The organism is Paenibacillus sp. Y568 (assembly GCF_059445545.1).
This window is the reverse complement of the sequence record NZ_JCAIUM010000002.1, coordinates 44,165-64,743: the sequence shown is the minus strand read 5'-3', so window position 1 is coordinate 64,743 and position 20,579 is coordinate 44,165. Positions and strand designations below refer to the sequence as shown.

Annotated in this window: 15 protein-coding genes and 3 pseudogenes; 2 read left to right on the top strand and 16 right to left on the bottom strand. The window is 39.4% G+C overall.

What is annotated here, in order from left to right:
• Window positions 1-8 precede the first annotated feature (8 nt).
• On the bottom strand, window positions 9-1,985 hold the full coding sequence (locus AC1D7X_RS03315; RefSeq protein ID WP_495474665.1) for a glycoside hydrolase family 127 protein: 1,977 nt from the start codon (window positions 1,983-1,985) through the stop codon (window positions 9-11).
• A gap of 163 nt (window positions 1,986-2,148) precedes the next feature.
• Between AC1D7X_RS03315 and AC1D7X_RS03310 the strand changes: the two genes are divergently transcribed.
• Entirely contained in the window at window positions 2,149-3,048 is a 900-nt protein-coding gene (locus AC1D7X_RS03310; protein WP_495456330.1) for a helix-turn-helix transcriptional regulator, read from the top strand.
• Between the two features lie 196 nt (window positions 3,049-3,244).
• On the opposite strand, the gene AC1D7X_RS03305 is transcribed toward AC1D7X_RS03310, so the two are convergent.
• The 13 genes and pseudogenes from AC1D7X_RS03305 to AC1D7X_RS03245 form a co-directional block, all read right to left on the bottom strand.
• Window positions 3,245-5,176 (bottom strand): cellulase family glycosylhydrolase, encoded by a 1,932-nt coding sequence (locus AC1D7X_RS03305; RefSeq protein WP_495456331.1) that lies wholly within the window; start codon window positions 5,174-5,176, stop codon window positions 3,245-3,247.
• 138 nt (window positions 5,177-5,314) lie between these two features.
• Window positions 5,315-7,750, bottom strand: coding sequence for a glycoside hydrolase family 6 protein (locus AC1D7X_RS03300; RefSeq protein ID WP_495474664.1), 2,436 nt, complete (start codon window positions 7,748-7,750; stop codon window positions 5,315-5,317).
• Window positions 7,751-8,423: 673 nt separating this feature from the next.
• Entirely contained in the window at window positions 8,424-8,861 is a 438-nt protein-coding gene (locus tag AC1D7X_RS03295; protein WP_495474663.1) for a GtrA family protein, read from the bottom strand.
• A 144-nt stretch (window positions 8,862-9,005) separates the two neighbouring features.
• On the bottom strand, window positions 9,006-10,565 hold the full coding sequence (locus AC1D7X_RS03290; protein ID WP_495456333.1) for a hypothetical protein: 1,560 nt from the start codon (window positions 10,563-10,565) through the stop codon (window positions 9,006-9,008).
• An 8-nt stretch (window positions 10,566-10,573) separates the two neighbouring features.
• Window positions 10,574-11,026: pseudogene (locus AC1D7X_RS03285) on the bottom strand (YfdI family membrane protein); the annotation flags it as partial.
• Window positions 11,027-12,015: 989 nt separating this feature from the next.
• Entirely contained in the window at window positions 12,016-12,558 is a 543-nt protein-coding gene (locus tag AC1D7X_RS03280; RefSeq protein WP_495474662.1) for an AAA family ATPase, read from the bottom strand.
• A gap of 373 nt (window positions 12,559-12,931) precedes the next feature.
• Window positions 12,932-13,735, bottom strand: coding sequence for a hypothetical protein (locus AC1D7X_RS03275; RefSeq protein WP_495474661.1), 804 nt, complete (start codon window positions 13,733-13,735; stop codon window positions 12,932-12,934).
• Window positions 13,735-14,277 carry a hypothetical protein gene (locus AC1D7X_RS03270; protein ID WP_495474660.1) on the bottom strand — a complete coding sequence of 181 codons (543 nt, stop codon included), beginning with the start codon at window positions 14,275-14,277 and terminating at the stop codon, window positions 13,735-13,737. The genes AC1D7X_RS03275 and AC1D7X_RS03270 overlap by 1 nt, the downstream gene beginning before the upstream one ends.
• 14 nt (window positions 14,278-14,291) lie before the next feature.
• The gene (locus tag AC1D7X_RS03265; RefSeq protein ID WP_495474659.1) at window positions 14,292-14,663 is read right to left on the bottom strand and encodes a DUF2500 domain-containing protein; all 372 of its coding nucleotides are present in this window, start codon (window positions 14,661-14,663) and stop codon (window positions 14,292-14,294) included.
• 144 nt (window positions 14,664-14,807) lie between these two features.
• Window positions 14,808-15,383 (bottom strand): class I SAM-dependent methyltransferase, encoded by a 576-nt coding sequence (locus tag AC1D7X_RS03260; RefSeq protein WP_495474658.1) that lies wholly within the window; start codon window positions 15,381-15,383, stop codon window positions 14,808-14,810.
• 12 nt (window positions 15,384-15,395) lie between these two features.
• Entirely contained in the window at window positions 15,396-15,989 is a 594-nt protein-coding gene (locus AC1D7X_RS03255; protein ID WP_495474657.1) for an HAD-IA family hydrolase, read from the bottom strand.
• Between the two features lie 40 nt (window positions 15,990-16,029).
• The gene (locus AC1D7X_RS03250) at window positions 16,030-16,821 is read right to left on the bottom strand and encodes a lipid II flippase Amj family protein (protein ID WP_495456342.1); all 792 of its coding nucleotides are present in this window, start codon (window positions 16,819-16,821) and stop codon (window positions 16,030-16,032) included.
• Window positions 16,822-17,375: 554 nt separating this feature from the next.
• Window positions 17,376-17,471 (bottom strand): annotated as a pseudogene (locus AC1D7X_RS03245) (LysR family transcriptional regulator); the annotation flags it as partial.
• Window positions 17,472-17,693: 222 nt separating this feature from the next.
• On the opposite strand from AC1D7X_RS03245, the pseudogene AC1D7X_RS03240 reads away from it, so the two are divergent.
• Window positions 17,694-18,017, top strand: a pseudogene (locus tag AC1D7X_RS03240) (SDR family oxidoreductase); the annotation flags it as partial.
• A gap of 95 nt (window positions 18,018-18,112) precedes the next feature.
• Here the strand turns inward: AC1D7X_RS03240 and AC1D7X_RS03235 are convergent.
• Both AC1D7X_RS03235 and AC1D7X_RS03230 read right to left on the bottom strand, forming a co-directional pair.
• Complete coding sequence (locus AC1D7X_RS03235; RefSeq protein WP_495456343.1) at window positions 18,113-18,811, bottom strand: hypothetical protein; 699 nt, start codon at window positions 18,809-18,811, stop codon at window positions 18,113-18,115.
• A gap of 159 nt (window positions 18,812-18,970) precedes the next feature.
• A complete protein-coding gene (locus tag AC1D7X_RS03230) occupies window positions 18,971-20,521 on the bottom strand; it encodes a class I SAM-dependent methyltransferase (protein WP_495456344.1) in 1,551 nt (516 codons plus the stop codon).
• Window positions 20,522-20,579 lie beyond the last annotated feature (58 nt).

The following is a 20,579-nucleotide window of genomic DNA, read 5'->3' as shown; positions in this document are numbered from 1 at the left end:
TCTTCCACCTATGACTGTCTACGAATCCATACGGACATTTCACCCGAAGTGCGATTCCCCCAACTATGATAGGGTACGGCACGAAGTTTCACAGGATTAGACTCAGACTTGAAAGGTCGATACAATTCATTACTCCAATGTTCTTGTTCATCTAGTAAAGCTTCACCTTCAATTACTGTCGTTCCCCCAAGAAGATCCGGGTCGAAACGAATCGTTAGTGGACGATCAGTCAAAAGAGTGATGGCTGCTAATGGGGCTTGATTATCTATTTCCTCAATACAATAAACCAATGGTCCCCGTTGTATCGCAACTTTGCCTGCATTAGCCCGTAACTCAGGATGGGACTGAATAAGTTGAATATCCATAGCCAATTCAAGGTGTACGACATCTCCGGTTTGCCATGTTCTCTTAATCAGAGCATATCCATCACACATCGAATCTATCATTCGTTCCTCTTCTCCATTGATATAAAGCTTGCTACTTTGACACCAACCAGGAATACGGAGTCCTAATGTAAATGAATGTTCCTCCGTCTCAGGGGTCACTTGAATCTTAATTCGACCATCCCACGGATAATTCGTTTCTTGTTGAATCTCTATGTTCTGTCCACCAACTGAAGCGTTCGCTACCCCACCAATGTACTGATGAATGTATACCTCAGAATCACTAACCGTATACATATACGCTCCTAATGATGACACTAATCGTGCAACGTTGGGCGGGCAACAAGAACATCCGAACCATTTTTGACGCTCAGATTTGACGTGATGTTTGTCTGGATTCCCTTCCGATGCTTTTGGCCAGACCTCTAAAGGATTAACATAGAAGTAATGTTTCCCATCCTTTGACATACTCCCAATGACATTATTGTATAATGCTCTCTCTATCACATCTGCATACTCACGATTAGGCTCAATCTGTAGCATCCGTTGAGCGAAGAAGATTAGACCTATAGAGGCACAGGTCTCTGCGTATATCGTATCGTTTGGAAGATCGTAGTCAAATGAGAAGGCTTCCCCATGGTGAGTAGATCCAATGCCTCCCGTAATATACATTTGTTTATGAACGATATTATCCCACAGATTCCGGCATGCTTGAAGCAACCCTTCGTCACCCGTCTGTACTGCGATATCTGCCATTGCAGTATACATATATACAGCTCTAACGGCATGCCCATGTGCTTCTTTTTGCTCGCGAACAGGTGCATAGCTCTGATGATACTTCAGGTTAGGTTGAGATGAAGGTCCATCTTGACTTGCCCAGAATGATTGGCGGCCCCTAGCTTCCCACTCTTCTATAAAAAAGTGTGGTTCTTGTCCCCTCTGATCCAAAAAGTATTGACTAAGCTTTACATACTTCTCTTGTCCTGTTACTTTGTACAGTTTCACGAGCGCAAGCTCAATCTCTTGATGTCCATCATAACCCTGAATTTGACCAGGATCTGTCCCGAATACACTTATAATATAATCTGCGAATCGACTAACAACATCTAGAAATCTACGTTTTCCCGTCGCTTCATAATAAGCTACAGCCGCTTCAATCATATGGCCCGCCACATACAGCTCGTGACATTCTGTAAGATTAGTCCAACGTTTCTCTGGTGCTTTAATCGTGAAATATGTATTGATATATCCATCTTCCTGTTGGGCATCTGCGATGAGTTCAATCGCTTCGTCTGCTATTCTTTCTAAAGACGGATCCTGATGAATCGTTAACGAGTACCCTACCGCTTCCAACCATTTGGCTAGATCACTATCCTGAAACACAAAACCTCCGAAATCTCCTTCTTCTTTCCCCGCGGCAATCCGAAAATTACGTATGGCATAACTTGGTTCTGCACCATCAATACGATCATTCAGAGCATCCCACTGATAGGGGATGACGACATCACGAACAAGCTGTACATATTGCGACCAGAATAGGTCTTCAATTCTTACATTTTTTAAGGGTACAGAAGTATACGGAGATTTCAAAACTAGCCACATCCTTTTTCATGTATTAGAATCATATAGGTTGTTAAACTGCATATTAATTCATCCATTTATGCTTTGATCTTATCATAAAGACATTGACATTGTCGGTAGACACAGCAATACTTTAGGTAGATAATACTGACCTTCCTAATAATGATATGAGGGGCATTGATCCATGCAATTTCTTAAAATAAATATTTCAAATCCATTACAATTCACATGGGGAGGTCAATTCACTTCCCCTAATGCGTGGACTCACTCTAAACGAATAATAGATACCTATGAGTTCATTATCGGGATGAAAGAAACGCTATACATGCAGCAAGAGGAGAACCCTCATGAAGTCACTCCAGGTGATACGATGCTCCTTGAACCTTTTCGTCCTCATAAAGGATATCAGGAATGTCGTCCTGGGCTAGCCTTTGATTGGGTGCATTTCCACGCTAAGGGGGCCACAGAAATTCTCGATGAAGAGCAAGTTATTCAAGAGACCTGCCTAGTACAATCTTCTGTAGATTCATCGTCAAGAAATGAGAATCCATTCATCTATATCCCTTTCTTCTTCTCACCACCTATTATAGATCGAATTCACATTCAATTTCGTCAGTTGATGCACGTAGCGAACTCACCCGATTATCATGCCTATGCCGCACATTATTTACTAACATCATTGATGATTGAAGTATCAGAACAGGCTTTACAACACATACGAGGGGTACTAGCAGGAGGAAAACAAGAGCATCAAATATCAAGTATCATCGAGTGGACACGTGTACACTGTGGAGATAAGCTAAATGTGCAGGATGTGGCGAACTATTTCAACTATAATCGAGACTATCTATCTCGTTTCTTCAAGCAACATACCGGCATCAATCTACAGGAGTATATTCATCGTCAAAAACTATTAAAAGCGAAAGAGCTTCTTTCTCGAAGCAACCTTACGGTACAGCAAATCGCTCATGAAGTCGGTATACCTGATGAGAAGTATTTCATGAAAGTATTTAAAGCGTATGAAGGAATAACACCAACGAATTTTCGTAGAGCTTATTATCAAACCTTCATGAATAAGGAATAATATCACCTACTTCATCCATGTCCAATGACCTTACTATACAAGCATAAACGGCTTCGCCGTCCTTTAGCGGCGATGAAACGTTTAGCGTTGAAATATAATCCTATTTATAAGCAGAAATACTTATAAATTCTTATATTATTAAAAAATGTCCGAACAGATAACCACTGTTCGGACATTTTCAAGGTGATAACACTGGTTAGGGTTCAATTCCCCAAGATAATGAACCATTCTGTAACAACGTCACTTTGTTCCAGTTCGTATACGCTGTTTTAGTAGAATCGAACGAGTAATCATTCAATTGGTCGAAGTTGGACCAATCGGATTTGGTGATGCGAATCTGAATATCACCACTTTGACCACTCGCTGCTATTGAACCTGCTGTAGGATTAAAGCCAATCTCTAAATATGTGTCAGCCCCTATCTTAGCAGGGTTGATTGTGCTGAATGAGCCACTAATGGAACTCGTTCCCACTTGCGCCCAATCGCACCAGAAGGTAGGTGTTGCCCCACCTTCTTTTGTTAAATAATAACGAATCTTTAGATCACTAAGATTCACCGCAGATGTTCCGTTATTCTTAATATTAAACGAAGCATTAATTGTATTGCCTGTAGCACTAGCGTTATTCAATTTATACTGAACCGCAAGATTACTCGTAGGAACAGGAGCTTCCGCTGGTGTTGCGCTAACCTGTGACGAAGGGGTACTCTGCCCTACAGCGTTTACTGCATTTACAACGTAATAATACGTCGTTCCATTACTTAATCCCGTGTTCACATAAGTATTCGCCGTAATTCCGGTCTCCACACTAATGTATGGTCCCCCACTAGTCGTTGCACGCTTTACAATATAGCTTGTTGCACCACTCGAAGCGGTCCAACTCAGACTAACACTAGTATGACCAGCCGTTGCCGTTAACCCGGTGGGTGCTACTGGGATTGTTGGATTTGGTATCGTTCCACCATCTGATAATGGCTTCATAATACGACTAAGCATCGTTTGCTTCGGCTCATTCCACGTATTCCAGTCATCTAATAGCAGACCACCTGTATCTCCACTATTGGGATTCAAGCTCCAATATGTCCAGTAAAGGTCATTAGCTTTGATATAATCAACGAGTTTGTTCTGCCATTTCCCTTCCTTGCTAACCGTATCCACATTGCGACCACCGAATTCGCCCATAAGTAATGGTGCTATATTTTGTTTGTGAATATAACCCCAATACTCATCCCAAATCGCTGTCATGTTATTCGGGAAATTAGCATCTTCAAACCATGTTTGTGGTGAAACGCCAGGTCCATAGTCATGTGGAGAATAGACAACTCTGTTGGCAACATTCAATCTTACAGGGTTATTCTTTACTCCTTTCAAATTACCGCCCCACCAGTAATTCCCGCTCTCCCCTTGCACATTACTAGCAATTCCTTCTACAAGGATAAGCCAATTCGGATTAGCTGCAAGAATAGCATTTCCTGCTCTCTCTGCAGCAAGCCGCCAATCTGTCGCTACATTATTTGTTCCCCAACTTGCCGCTCCATGTGGTTCGTTATGCAAATCTGCACCAATAACCGTAGGGTTATTAACGTAACGATTCGCAAGCATCACCCAATCACTAATCCAACGTTCTTCTGAATACTGAGCGGTATACCACAGGTCCGATTGACCACCAGAATCAGGACGATGGCGATCAAGTATAATTTTTATGCCACGGTCTCCAGCTTCTTTAACAACTCTATCCATTAATTGAATGGGAGTAAGTCCAATCAGATCTGCATTAGTCACCGTGTTAAGACTTACAGGCATAGAACCCGCATCAAACATTTGGTTACTATAAGGTAACCGAATCAGATTGTAGCCATGATCCTCAATGGTATCAAAGAACGAGTCAAGTGAATTTTGCCACAATCCATGTGGTGAATAATTAGCTGTCTCAAATCCGAACCAGTTCAAGCCATTAAATACGGCAGGCTCTTCATTCGAATCAACAATACGATTGCCCGATGTATGATAATACCCTGAAGTAGCAGCACTATAGCTCTTATCTTCACCTAACACCAAGAACAGTCCTACCATCATGGTTACTGACAGAAATACTGGTAGCCACCTAGCGCGTCTTTTCAATATAGACATGCACTCATCTCCTAATTCTATGACATAACATATATATCGGCATACGCTAATCCATTATGCAGTACCCCTTTATCATCAGATATGTCCGAGTGGATCATATCCGCTCGGACACATTAGCTCTGTTTATCTTTTATGCTTTTATGGTTCAATACCCCATACAAGCGTACTACCTTGGTGCAAAGTTACCTTGTTCCAGTCCGTATACGATGTTTTTGTACTGTCAAATGAGTAATCGTCAGAGAAATCAAAGTTAGACCAGTTATTCTTAGACACACGAACTTGAATATCTCCTGATTGGCCACCAGCTGCAATAGATCCTGCCGAAGGTCCAAATGAGATCTCCAGATACGTATCAGCCTCAGTTCTACCTGGTGTGATCGTTGCGAAAGTGCCACTTATATTGCTAGTACCCACTTGTGCCCAATCACACCAGAAGCTAAGTGCAGAACTACCTTCATTCGTAAAGTAATAACGAAGTTTCAAATCGCTTAAGTTTACAGCCGTTGTACCTGTGTTCTTAACATTGAAATTTGCTTGAATAGTATTACCTGCATTGTTTGAGCTATTTGTTCTGTATTGTACAGCTAGATCAGATGTAGTAATTGTACCTTCAGGTACTGCACTGACCTGAGCAGAATCCACACTAGAACCAGCTGTATTCGTTGCACTTACGACATAATAATACGTCGTGCCATTTGTTAATCCTACATCCACATAATTTGTATTGGCTACAGCCGTTGCTACATTCGTGTATGGCCCACCACTAGTCGTTGCACGTTTCACCGTGTAACTCGTAGCTCCTGTGGTTGCTGCCCAACTTAAGCTCACCTGAGCGTCACCTGCAGTTGCAACCAATCCTGTTGGTGCTGCTGGGACTGTTACAAGTGAGGCAGGTACTGCACTGACTTGAGCTGAGTTCACACTAGAACCAGCCGTATTCGTTGCACTTACGACATAATAATACGTCGTGCCATTACTTAATCCTGTATCCACATAACTTGTGCTGGTTACAGCCGTTGCTACATCTGTGTATGGCCCACCACTAGTCGTTGCACGTTTCACCGTGTAACTCGTAGCTCCTGTGGTTGCTGCCCAACTTAAGCTCACCTGAGAGTTACCCGCAGTTGCAACTAATCCTGTTGGTGCTGCAGGGATTTGTGGTGTGCCGCCACCATTGCTAGCTGGAATGACCGGGTAAGCATTGGTAACGAGTTCAACGAATTGACTGTGGAACCAATGACCGGATACAGGAGCATTTGCTGATGCGCCAGTCAACGTCCCATTCACATTCGTGAACGTAGGATCACACATTCTATCAAAGCCTTTACCTTCATCGTTAGGAATGGCAGAGCTAGAACCATCGGATTCTCCAGGTGGTTTCACCCATACGAATGCATCAAGATGTGACGATGCATACCCAGCTGGTGCGACGGTTGGTGGAATCCCCATACCAGCACCACTTGCATTGCACCAGTTACCACGATGATACCGTTTATCGATACGACCGGAATCTGCATACGCAGTGGGCGTAGTTCCACTTGCAGTACTTGGTCGGTTGACACCACCCCATCCATTCCGTGAAGTGTCAATCAAGAAGCCCGTACTACTTGGCCAACCCTTGGATACAAAAGAAGCGTACAATGCTGCTGTAAAGTCTACTTCATCAAAGTATGGATTCCATTCATAATACTTAGCAGATCTTAGTGGTTGTCCCCCAATACTCAGACTTGCATCTGGTAAGTTCGGTTCTACCGTTGGAGTCGTGTTAGCTGTATTCGTAATGAACCCATCTACACTACTAAGTCCTGCTGTTGTTCCAGCAACGACTGTTGTGAACAGATCAACAGATGGTCCTAGATTCGTATCCCATCCAAGCCAACCAGAGTGACCCATGTCCATGTATGTGTATACGTTCGGTACTGCGTGTAACTGATCAAGTGCATAACGAGTAGCATCACGATAGATGTTCGTCGAGTTAGCTGCTCCACAAGCAGGAGTACTTAAGTTCGTTACTAGGTTAGGTAAGGAATCCGGTTCGATGACCGTCACGATTCGGATTCCTTCATATTTAGGTTTAGCGAATAAATCCGCAATAACATCAATATAATCCGTCTTGTAAGTCTGCAACGCAGCCTGTGTCAATGGGAGTTCCCCATTCGACGCCAATGCATGACAATCGCGACCTGGCAGATTATAGATAACAAAGGTTGCCGAGATCGGCGTGTTCCCTTGTTTCTGTGTCAGGATATGATCCAATGTTTCTTCTAAGCTTTTCCGTCCACCATTAGCCTCACCACCATAGATCGCCGCGATGCGGTCTAACCAAATGGCTGTTGGGTAAGTTTTAACGGTGTTCATTTTAGCAATAAGATCTGGATCATTAACTTGCGCAATCGAAGTGTCAATCAGATTGGCATAGTCGGGGTTAATATATTGTGTTGCGCCAACAAAAGGATTATCCACATGGGCTTCAGCAGCATAACTATTATCACTTCCGAAAGGTACCCAAGTCGCAATAAGGAACGTTAAGAGAACAAACAGCTTAAAAGACTTCTTCCTAAATATACTTGTCATGTCTTCAGCTCCTTCATATTATTAATATAGAGCATTTTCAAAACTAGAGAACTTTCCACATAATTCCTCTTAAGACAAGTAACCGCTTTCAAACCCATCCGTTCCTTCCTTTCTCAATGATCATGTACATCATTACTTTCAAAGGTGCATCACTTATCCTCCTTCCAAATTGAACGAATTTTCTTATCACCCCCTCTCAAGAATCTACAATTAACGAAAACAAACCTGTTATAGGCCCCTATTATTATCCCAAATTCAAATTTTAGTTTATTAACCTACGTTATGATTGTAAAATGTAAAAGAAGAGTAGAGTGTATTACAAAAGATGATAATTAATGACTTTATTTTGAGTGAAATGAGTGAGGCAACCTATAACCTGTGAAGATTCAGTAGGTTTTTCATGGCGAGAAAAGCTAATTTCAAGAGGAGTAAAGGATTTATGGTAGTGCGATTGTAATAGAATAATAATGTCAGAGGTCGAGAAATCAATAAATAGGTTTTATAACCATATTTAGTAATTGCTGTCACAATTTATATTAACATGGTTTAATCTTGATTGATAGATACTTATTCAAATAATTTTAATAGGATGTTGATTCTGATCTCTTAAATTACATAATGCCCCACCAGATAGCTCGCAAAAGGCTACAAGGACAGGGCATTAACGGTTTTATTATATATCATCACTTCTTTTAAACACAACATACTTTTGCGTAAAATAGTTCATCATGGTATAGATTCCCGCTCCAACTAAAGCGGTTAGATTGGTATGAATGACATTATTATGAATGAGTTGCCCAAACATGAATTCGAATAGAATATAGCTGACAGAATACGACACGAGATAACATAATAGAATGACGATTGCGAATTTCCACATGTTCTCTTTATTGGATACCTTACTTTTAAACGTAAAATGTTTATTTAGAAAATAACTAACAACCGCCCCGATCGAATTCCCCATAAATGTCGATATCCAATAGTTCCATCCGAATAGATTTAGTATCACAAAGGTGACCGAGACACCAACCGCTGTATTCAATAACCCAACACAGAGAAAGATCCCGATCATTATATCCAGAATAGTGTGCAGGTACCATAATAGAGACAAAAGGAATCTCACCGAGGAATTCTGGAATCTCCTCACCTTCACATTGAACATAGTAAAGGTAACCAGCCACAATGAGAGCCACATTCACGAGTAAAAGAGATCAACTACAGATTACAGAAAGTAACATTAAGACATCTGCAATTGTCATAAATCTCTCCTCTGGTTGATGTATTTACGTAAATAAAATCGATAGCCAATAATAAATAGCCCTCCGAACATGATCAACGTTATAACAATAAGCACGATGAAAATTTTATTCTGAATACTAAATAGTTTCGTAAAACTTTGCTCTTCCTTAACCGTATACGTATAATCAGAATCAATATTGCTATATGCATCATTCAAATCTACTCTATGACCATTTACAGTCAGAAAACCGCTATTTGATGAAAGACTATTCTTCTGTGTAATAACGTTGTGATTCCCGTATTTATAGTCGGAGAACGTGATCCAACTATCTATGAGTTCTTGAACCACCTGATTTTGCTGTTCCTCATTGCCTGGGAAATCATAAGTGATCACGGAGTCCATTGGAGGATTGGGCAGTATTTTATCAGAATGGTCTAATTGCTTCAGAAAAGCTAACGGCACACTGTACAAAGAAGACCGGAAGGACTGCGATGAATCACTCTGAGATCGATATATAACATTCTCATTTGGAAATAGAACGGAAGAATCGAACAATCCCATACCATATTCAGCATATAGTTGATCATAAGACCAGTACATTTCCGCACCAATACCTAAAGGTACAACACCATAATCTGCTAGTACATCTACATAGGACTCCATTTGAGCTTGTAAAACGGGTCCATTATCACTCGTGATCGATGATACAACGGGTGTATTCACGATGATACTTCCGTTCCGAGATTGTACATACTTTAACGTTTCCATATAGCGCAACATAGCCGGATAATCCGTGTTACTAAATACAGGTCTAGTACTGACCATAAACGGGATTCCTGCTCCATAGAGTTTATCCGCCATGGACTCTAACAATTTTAAATCTGAGAATGGATAGATTTCTTTGAATATAAGGTATGTTTGTCCCTGTTTCGTGGTATCTAACCAATCCCTTATAATATAAGATATAGCAACTTCACTGAGGTTACCTTGTTCATAGTAAGGGATGTATGCATAACGCTCACCTCGAACCCCATAGGGTGAATGAACATCACCATGATCAGACGTAATACGACCATAAGCCATTCCCTCAGCTTCTAAAATATAAGGAACATTCAACAGATGAATTCTTGATTCTGAGAATTGATCAATAGAGAGCTTAATATAAAGATCGCTAGCGCTTACCGTTTGAATATCCAGCTCATCTTCTACTTTGCTAGGTACCGATGTTCCTATATGGAGATAATCACCTTCGTAGGTCTTAAAGTCATCCAAAAAGTCTTTGTTATTCACTGTAAGTTCATCCAAATTCCGAATTCCAATGACCTTAGTATACCGTGATAAAGAGCCCTGTTTATAGGTGTCGAACGTCGATTGGGTTACTTGTAATCCAAAGGAGGATAGCAACCTTTGCATAGACTCAATATTACCCTCTTTGGATGTACCTTTCGCCAAACTATCATAAAGAAGAAGGACACGACTTGGCACTTGTTCAGATGCATGTACATTAGAACACGAAATCCCCATAATAAAAACTAAGGTTATAACGAGCATTTTCCATTTTACTGAGAGAAACATGTTATTCCTCACCTTCTTGATCTCCACGCAACAAACGACGCCGGATGATATCTGCTATGAGCTCCAATAATCGAAACCAATATGCCCGATAAACCAAATAAAATAAATGTAAGACTAAACGGTAGTCGACTAGCCTCTCTTATTCTTTTTGCCTTTAAAGCTGTAATAAAACTTGGTATATACAGACCGATGATGACAACGATCCAAATGACAATGAATCCAAAAGTTCTAGGGGTTATGCTTTTCTTCAATAGGCTATATCCTGAGAAGAAAGTCGTCTGTTCCCCTGGAGTATGACCTACCGATTTCTCGTAATTCCCCATAGCAGGAGGTCGGATAATAAACGCACTTTTCGCACTAAGATCGAACAATTTACCCGCTTGGTCTGGACTCGCCATGTAATATTCCAGAATAGATATGAACCCATATTTACTATAGAAATTCAAATCAATGAATAATGATTGTGACGAGACAACATCCGTACTATTTGACTATCATAATCAGGCGCATTGAAATATAGTCCATTACCATAAGTTCCTTATCTCCGATCTGAGAACCGATCATCGATGTAATAACGTAAATGGCAGTGGACTGAATATCATTTGTTGGAGTTCCCTCACGGGTGTATTAGCCATATAATGTACCTTTTTTAACAAGCTCTTTGAGATACCGAATACTCGATGGGTTCTGTTGCTTCACTTCAGCAAGGGAAAGTATAGTAAGTAAAGATTCAGCGGTGTTTATGTTCTCTGAGTTATAGGAGTTTGTCTCATATTGATAGCGAGTCTCGTATAGTGGAAAGCTATCAGACAAATACCCATTCTGTATAATTTCAAGCATATTCGTGGAGATTTGCTGGATGTGATCGGATGAAAGTGGAAGTTGTTCCAGAGTTGTTAAGTTAATATATCATAACAACCCCTGCTTCATAGAGCGCACGAATAATTCGTAAGTCATTTGGGACTATATCGATAACTGAATCCTGATGAAAGATTGAGGTTGTGTTCAACGAGCGCCCATTCCTAAACGAAAGCATCCTGCTGTCGGGTCATCACATAATAACGCAGCATTAACCCTTCCGACTCGCTTAATACCTCGTGTCCAGTAGCCATGTTGGGATTCTGATCACTATCCAAATAATTCGTGTATATACCGTAACTACCTGACAACTTACTCACTATAAATTCGTATAGAGCAGTTCATTTCCCTTGAATTTGTAAGGTGTCTCCATAGTGATTATCCTTTGTTGTGTCGATTATGGACTCTACCATGGAATCCTTTGGCTGATTACCTATCTTGAGAACTATGAATAGAGCAAACATTACAATAACAGATATTAATAAAAAAGTCTTTATTTTCATATATTTTGTCCCTTTATGTAATATTAACACTAATTCTGTCAATATTCTTTGGAAAACACATATACATATATGGCATTCTATTATTCAAACTATTTTTCTTCGATTTGTGGTAACGTCCTTAATAAAATGGTATTCACAACTTCATCTGACGTCATTTCATCCGTTATAATATGTTCTTCAAATCTAGCATTTTTAAAAGCCTCCACACATTTGACTGTTTGCTGAAAGGTCCAACCATGGGCTTCATCTCCCCGCCCTGTCAATCTTTTATATATAGTATCTTCTGATGCCATAAGGAAGAAATGGTGAACTTGGTTATCCATTCTCTGAAATCCATGAACGATGTATTCGAAAATCTGAGGTTTATATATCGTCATTGGCACAATGAGGTGCTTATTATACTGATGTTGTAATGCCTCCGCTGTTTGTACCGTTAGAACTCTCCATAATTCTATATCCTGAAAATCATCCGTTCTCTCAACATCTAATCGGATCGCTTCAGGAATAATATTTCGAAGCATGTATCCAATTTCTTCTGGATCAAACATCATACTATTTGGAATCAATGGAAGAAGCTTATTCGCTGTAGTTGTCTTTCCTGAACCAAAAGCTCCGTTAATCATAATGATCATGATTTCACTCCTTTTTAAAAATTACCGCTACGATAACGGATTGTCCTTACGATCGCTATTGCCCTCAGATTTCTTGATTGTATAACCCCAATATCAGTTGAAATCCGATGGCCAGATTATGCTTCCGATGTAGATTTCCTACGGAAATCTTGTAGCCGAACGCTAACGCTTCTTCAGGACAATTCCGTTCTCTTCGCTACTTCGTAAAGTAAAACTTAAAGAAAGGCGACCCTCCGTTCATAAATCGAACGAAAATCCGCCTCTTTTCTTACCGATTGGTCCAATTATCCGTATATCGGATAAATTTATCATCATCGATTGCGATAAGGATGATAACTCCAACTCCCATTATGCTAAGCTCCTTCTTAAACCTTTACCATCCTTTAAGTTCTTCAAGTAGGACTCCTTTTTTAGTAAGTGTGCAATATTTCGAATTTACGAATCCCTTACTTGTGCGGATCTGAAGATCAGTGAATGAGAATTCAAAAGTCTTATTAAAATCTCCGTCTAAAGTAAAATAAATGAGACCTTCTGCAGGAACTGATATAACCGATAATTGAGTAGGATACTCACCATCATGCTGTGCTGTTTTTTTTAGTACAGAGAACCCAACATCCTTATTAAACGTTTCTTTATTTCTCAGAATAGTTTCATATGCTTGTGTATAACGTTCATTTCCAGGTCCTATAACTTCTCTATAATCCTCATGGCTCTGATCAGATAAGGAGAAATTGGTTAATACCATAAAGTCCTGTTCCAGTTCACTCATGTTCACATTGCTTCTACCGGGCTCAATAATAAAAGAATTCCGATTCATCCCCGCAATCATACTGTGCACACTGAAATTAGGAACATTCACAATCGAATGATCCTGTAGATACTCATGTAATGAAGATAATTCAATCTTTTCGGATAAAACTTCATCAAATAACTTCATGATATTAACACAATGTTTGCCACGTCTATACTTGCCTTCTTCGTTCGGATCCACCATTAATAAATTCATGAACGTACCACTATTATTGAATCCAAACGCAGGAAGAAACTCTCCATCCTCATACTGAAGAATCAAGAATTGATTATTCTTCTGTAATATCATCTTGATCGGTCTTTTGGATATATCAAAATTCATTCCGATAATTGTATTATCCTTATGTACCACAAAACTTGTACACACTAGGAACCACTTCCTTGGTCTGAGGTAACATCAATTAACTCATCAATGATTGACAGTTTAACCGTCTCTTCATTGATATGCCCCTTACTATCTTTCCAAGTTATTTTTAATTGGGTGTTATCAATTGTCCCTCGATTGATGTTCTTATCGAACTCTGTCAAGTCATTTTCTATAGATCCTATATCATCAATATTTAATACTACACCGACCGGTCCACCCTCACCGGAAGCAGTATTAGAATAGACAACCTTATGATCTTCAATAATATCAACACTATAATAGGTGGATTTCTCTATTTCTTTAACATCATCCAGATATGCTAATCTTGCAGAGGTTCTTATTATTTGCTTAGGAGTTTTAATAACCTTATAATTATCCACTTCCCACTTAGTCCCTTTTCCCTCTAATTGATATAGTTCGAACTCAGGAGTATTACTTTGTGTTCCCTCAATTAATGGTTCTGACTTTGTTAATAACGAGAGGGTAATGATATTCGTACATAATAAGAACGCAATAATGAAAAATAAGCTCTTAGTCTTCATCTAAGCGCACCTCTTCAGTTATTAGTTTGTCTTAAGAACTCCTTGAATCTAGTTCCTTGATAGGTTAACTCACCCTGATCTCCTACAGTGATTAATCCATAATAGTTATCTCTAACATGCAATTCCTTTCGTGTGTGATCTTCAAATTCATAAGTAATATAATAATTCGTACTGGCACTGGAATCACCTGATCCTCCCCAGACCTCCGTTCGCTTATCTACAACCTTACATCTCTGTGTTACTATTTCAGCAGCATTATTTGTACTCCAAGACGTAATTCCTTTAATAATTACATAAGCGAATCCAGAAATGATGATTCCTGCAAAGATGATGAAAAAGATAGGTACACCACTAAAAAAACCAGGGGGTCCATTAAAATTAGACATGTTGATCTCCTCCTATGAGAAATATTCTTCGTGACCACTGACTTGGAATCACTAATGATATAACGTTATATAAGGTATTAAGTTACATTTCGAGTTGTTCTGAAATCATATTTGACTAAATGATGATTCCTGCATATCTAATACTTACACTAGCTTCTTTGCATCTACGATGAGCGAGACAAAACCTAGTTCTCCCCCTTGGTTTCTATGATCGAACCTGTATGATCTATAAATAAAGCCTTCCTCAGCATTCCATTCATGATAATGAAATTCACCGTCTTCATCACAATACTCAAGTAAATGAACTTCAAACCCTACCTCTTCGAACATTCTCATTAACGTCTTATAGTTATGTACAATCTTATGACTAGCAGCGGGATGATCCTTCGGTCCTGGACCACCAATCTGGACTATATTTTGATACCATTCATTAAGGAAGTAGGCATCTGGTACAGCGCAACGAATATATCCACCAACATCTAAGAAATCATAACAATTCCGTGCAGCTTCTACGCCTTCGTCATAGGTTAAATGTTCCCATACATGTTCAGACAAAATGGTGTTAATTCTTCTTGTTCCGAAGCTTCTATTCCAATCATCTCTTACTAATAAATTCAGTTCATTTTCTTGTGTCTGAATCCAACCCGGATACGTTTGTGAAGAGGCACCAATAATAATCTTTACTAGTTCTGTTTCAAGTATTTCAGAAATATCTATCATTTACCTCTCTCCTTAATCGGACACGTCAAATATTGTGGTTATTTCATCGATCCATAACCCCTCATCATCTGCAATGCAAGTCATCCAGCCTAGGTCATTTGCTGGCACCAGGTTTTTCTCTTGGTCATCCACATAAATGATGAGTTGAGTATCACTATCAAATTGAGAACTTACAAGTGTATATATTGAAGGATCTGGTTTGCACAAGCCTACTTCACTAGAAATAGTGATGCTCTTAATATAAGGTTTAATAGTTTTCAATATATCATCTATCCATTCTTTTCTGTGATTACTAAGAAGATGGATGTCTGCAATCTGGCTCCAATATACTAACTGTTCAAAAGCAGGTAGCGGAGCCATGTGTATATCAATCAACCTTCGTGCATATGTAGTATCCAATGTTGGACAATAGCTAGTAAGCCATATCCAGAACTCACTCTCAGTCATCTCTCCTTTCCATAAAGGTTCACGCACTTCTCTCTTGAATACCTCACTTAAGGATCCAAGAGTCATCCCAGCTTGATGAGCTGTTTCTTGCCATGCGAGAGTTAGATTAGTAATTAATACTCCTGCAACATCAAGTACAATCTGCGGTCTACTCATCATTAGAACCTCCCAATCCCCGTTGTTAACTGATTTATTCCGATTACATCAACTTTACGATCATACTAATTAAATAAGCCGCGGGTATGATAAATGCTTGTGCCAACAGGGTCCCGAAGAATCGCGATACCATTAACAATACATATATTTTGCCCAGTTGATCTTTAGATTTCTCGTTATGTAGTGCTTTATCCGTGATGAGTCCTAACTGAGGGTCAATAAATATAGTCAGGATGATCGTTGCAATTCCATTAATTAACCCAGAGGCTTGTGAAGCAGTTGTACTTAATTCAGGCAATAGGTGAGCGGCATATAATGAAGACAAAACACCTATCGTATAAAATGCGGTTACAAACACGTTTAAAAGTAAAAACCTCTTGGGGATCCCTAAGTACCTGAATTGATGAACTTTAAATGAAGGCTTTTTTAAATAGTATTTCGTATTTTTCAATTGTCCTATCGTCACACTCGAGATTAATCTCGGAAGTGAACCGGCAACTTCAAGTTTAGAAATAACTCTAACAAAAATATTAACGAATGTAGGAAATAGAACAATAGCCAGTAATGTACCTACAGATGAAGCCAATATGATAATTCTTAAATTATGCATTAAGTCAAAAGAAGGATTAGCCTTAGCAAAGTCAACGAATGTAGCCGTCATTGGTGCCTGTATTAAGTTAGCCGTTCTTGATACCAGTACAATAATACCTGTTAACGCTAATGCAACCGTGATTTTATTAATCTTGACTCCTGCATATCGAACAGAATAAGATAACGTTTCTGCCGTATGTATGATCATTGTCAACACAAACACGATAATCAAATTATTAACCATGTGTTATTCATCTCCATTTTTATTACTTATGTAAGCTGAGCCATTGAGTCACTGACCTCCGTACCTCCTACACCTACAACATATGATTCGTTATTCATTTCTAGTAATCTGACCTTCGTATTTACCTCTCCAAAAAAAACATAAAGCAGCTAGCTACTCATCTTTTATGTTCACTTTTGAATATAAAGGAATATTTAGGAGGTTTTATCATCATAAGTATTTCGACAAACTCTGATATTTTCCTTCTGTATTCTCACAAATGCTAGATTGACGAACGTTAACCTCTTAAGACTTCCTCAAATTCATATTTAAGCCTATGGATAAACCTTCGCGCAATCTGCGAAGCATGTTTACCCGTGGGTATCACAGACGCGAAGTATTTCGTATCGCAATCAGGAGAACGAAGTTCAATGGTTTTCATAATTTGATGCGTGACTCCGGATGTTTTTAGAAAGGAATAATCTAGACCAATCGTGATCGCTATACCCCCTGCCACTGCATTCTCAATCGCCCGAGTATTATTGCTTACAAATAAGACATTAACAGGTCCATATTATAGCAGATAGCGTGATATGACGGTTCTGCGCAGCTTTGGTAAGTGAGCCTATTTTTGCAACTTCAACGATATTCTCTAACTGTTCTAAATTCATAGATCGCATTCTCCTGGTATTAATTATTACTTAATACTTATTAAATATAGTTAAATTTTATTTAAGATTTGTTAATGTTAAAATTTTAATTAGTTAGCAAGTAACCTTTCATACCTAGTATAACTATATTTCACAAGGAGGAAACTCAAATAACAGAAAAAAGAGTAGCCGTAATAACAGGTGGAGCAAGTGGAATCAGAAAAGAAACCGCCATTAAATTGTGTCATTAATGTCAATCAGCACGGTGTAGCCCATGGTATCATTGCTGCAGGTAAAAAAATGCGTGAGCTTGGAATCAAAGGTGTTATCATTAATACCGCTTCTGTATTTGGATTCTTGGCATCACCAGGTGCTGTTGATACCCCCATTATTCAAGGATATAAAGACCAAGGAATGATTAATGATATGAAGAAAAAAGTCATGGGTAACAAATTAACTCAACCTGAACAAATAGCAGATACGGTGTATTTACTCTCTCTGCCAGAAGCTAGTGCAATTAACGGAAGTGTTGTAATGGCTGATGAAGGATTTGCTTCTTTCAAATAAAAAAGATAGCAAGCATAAACGACCTCGCCGTCCTTTAGCGGCGAAGAAACGTTTAGCGTTGAAATATAAGACTAACCATCTTCGGATCTCTTTTTTTATACAACATATGACTTATAATCAATTCGAGTCGTAAGCTCAACTCGTAGTGTCTCCAACGTTTCATTTGCACAAATTTCTTCGATTAACTCTTCCGTTCCACCAACAATCGTGAAATCCAAATCATAGTCCGTACACACGCACCAATGTTTGTCTTCAGACCATATATATGTGGGAGTTCCTCTTAGGTCATCTTGTTGGATCAATGGATTCACTTCCGATAGATTCCCCCGAAATAGACGAGGATGATAACTCTCTGATTTCAATAAATGATAGTAATAATAGCAGCTCTCATCATTGGGAAGTAGTTCAATAAGTTGTTCAAAAGAATCACTATCCATCGTACCGACTTCAGCACTGACAAGATACCTTGGCCAATTCTTATTAAAATGACACCAAAAGGTAAATCCATTGATCTCAGGTTTCAGTGGGATCCCTAGTTCTTTGGAGATATCACTCCAATAGATTCGCCTTGAAAGGGTAGGTTCCACATCCTCATAAGTGTCCCACAATTCACTCTTATCACTCACAGTTTCGTCTATGTACATAGCGTGTAGTATTTTACAGTAAGCTTGAAACCCTCTCGGAATAGCACCTTCTACCGTTTTATACTCATATTTATCCGATTCATATGATAATGGTTGTAACGTATTGGCCTCGATCCAGTTCAAGGGATGACAATCAATTAATTCTTTCATATTAACACTCCTAGCACTATCATAGATGTTTAATTATCGTTGTTATAAGAACTTTTTATACATTGAAATACTATATTATCCTTTTTTGATTCAATAAATCAAGTGGATTCTTCTAACCAATAAGGGGCCGTAGCCCCTTTACTTGATTATAGTATTACATCATTCAAAACATTTCAGTAACGCTAAAGCCTCTTCATGCTCAGGTTCCAGAACAAGGGCTGCACGTGTGTATGCCAGTGCTTCTTCTTCCAACTCAAGCTCATAACTACATATTGCCAAACAGTATAAGACCGTTGGCACGGGCTCATCTTCGTCTGCATGAAGTGAGCTTTCCAAGAACAATTTCGCATCCTCGTACATCTCCATCTCAAACAACAGTAACCCTGCGTCTAAAGCTAAATCATAACGCTGTTCCATCGCATAATAGGATGACCACATGATGTGTATACCTTTTTGGATATCTAACATCTCTTCATCGCTCGCTTCAAGCATCAGAGACGAGAACCATTTCGTACTCTGGATGAAGAACTCCGCATCATACCCACCCAAACGCCAAAAGGCCAAAATATGCTGCAATCCCATCGTCTCGAATTGCTGATCTACCCATTCTTTCATAGTGAAGAAATCATCTGGTCCAAAACGTTCGATAAAACGACGATAAGCCAATCGAGTATTCGTATAGCTATTTGGTGTTTTCAACATGAGAATACATCCCACATTTATATTCTTATAATGATGTGTTGTAAAGAGTGTCTGTGCACCTCGTTGCTCAAACACATGTTGAATAGCATGATAATTAGCCGTCAAAGAGAAACTACCGTGTAGAATTAACTGAGGTGGTTCTGCAAACTTCCAGTTATCTAATCGGTGGTCACCTTTATCCGCTGTAAGCAACATGAATCCGGCCTGTGATAGCTGATTCAGCCGCTCCAAGCATGTCAATCCAGCCACTGGAAATAGAATATGCGAATCCTCAAGTTCCTGTTGATAAAGTGAAATCACATCTTTATACAAGTAGGAATCTTCTTCGTATTCAGGCGCCCGGCGATGCTCGTAACTCAGTGTCATTTGTTCCAATGCTTCTGATGGCTTAAGTAGCTCGGAATTCTCCGGGGACTCAATTAACACATCGCATTCAAAAATCTTACCATCACCCACATAGATCAGCTCTTGCGGAATACTGTCAAAAAAATAATTAGCGACGATCAGTAACGGCTGCTTCAGATCACCCGGTGAGATCGTTGTATGGGATTCAACCAGATTCAACTCCGTATCATGCACGGCATCAAAACGTGCGAAATCCAGCACTCCCTGTTGAACAAAAGATTGTAGAGCAGGATGATTCTGCCAACCAACAACATTTTTTGAAGCCAAATCTGTCATCACATAACAGAAAGGGGGTAACGCAATACCTGCATAATCTCTAAGCTCGCACAACTTATGCAATACATGGAATGCAAGACGTCCTACTCCCGCTCCTAGTTCTAGAATGATAACGGGGTCTGTAGTGTTGCCTCTTCCGGCACAGTCTTGAAGGAATCCAAATATCATTTCTGCGTAGGCATTGGCAATCATGGGGTTACTCGTGATATATTGCGGAACCTGGTCATTATTCCACGCTTGCATTCCTTGTTCTTCAAAATACGTCCGTTGCAAATCCCAGATGGGTGCTTCGCTGAAACGAAAGCTCTGCTGTCTATTTTCTGCCATTCACTATAAACCTGCTCTCTATATATCATTAGGGACAATCTGTTAACATGCTAAAGAT

Bases quoted from the DNA above. Each gene is read 5' to 3' on its own strand.
- AC1D7X_RS03315 (WP_495474665.1), bottom strand. From the start codon at position 1,985: ATGTGGCTAGTTTTGAAATCTCCGTATACTTCTGTACCCTTAAAAAAT.
- AC1D7X_RS03310 (WP_495456330.1), top strand. From the start codon at position 2,149: ATGCAATTTCTTAAAATAAATATTTCAAATCCATTACAATTCACATGG.
- AC1D7X_RS03305 (WP_495456331.1), bottom strand. From the start codon at position 5,176: ATGTCTATATTGAAAAGACGCGCTAGGTGGCTACCAGTATTTCTGTCA.
- AC1D7X_RS03300 (WP_495474664.1), bottom strand. From the start codon at position 7,750: ATGACAAGTATATTTAGGAAGAAGTCTTTTAAGCTGTTTGTTCTCTTA.
- AC1D7X_RS03290 (WP_495456333.1), bottom strand. From the start codon at position 10,565: ATGTTTCTCTCAGTAAAATGGAAAATGCTCGTTATAACCTTAGTTTTT.
- AC1D7X_RS03280 (WP_495474662.1), bottom strand. From the start codon at position 12,558: ATGATCATTATGATTAACGGAGCTTTTGGTTCAGGAAAGACAACTACA.
- AC1D7X_RS03270 (WP_495474660.1), bottom strand. From the start codon at position 14,277: ATGAAGACTAAGAGCTTATTTTTCATTATTGCGTTCTTATTATGTACG.
- AC1D7X_RS03265 (WP_495474659.1), bottom strand. From the start codon at position 14,663: ATGTCTAATTTTAATGGACCCCCTGGTTTTTTTAGTGGTGTACCTATC.
- AC1D7X_RS03260 (WP_495474658.1), bottom strand. From the start codon at position 15,383: ATGATAGATATTTCTGAAATACTTGAAACAGAACTAGTAAAGATTATT.
- AC1D7X_RS03255 (WP_495474657.1), bottom strand. From the start codon at position 15,989: ATGATGAGTAGACCGCAGATTGTACTTGATGTTGCAGGAGTATTAATT.
- AC1D7X_RS03250 (WP_495456342.1), bottom strand. From the start codon at position 16,821: ATGGTTAATAATTTGATTATCGTGTTTGTGTTGACAATGATCATACAT.
- AC1D7X_RS03235 (WP_495456343.1), bottom strand. From the start codon at position 18,811: ATGAAAGAATTAATTGATTGTCATCCCTTGAACTGGATCGAGGCCAAT.
- AC1D7X_RS03230 (WP_495456344.1), bottom strand. From the start codon at position 20,521: ATGGCAGAAAATAGACAGCAGAGCTTTCGTTTCAGCGAAGCACCCATC.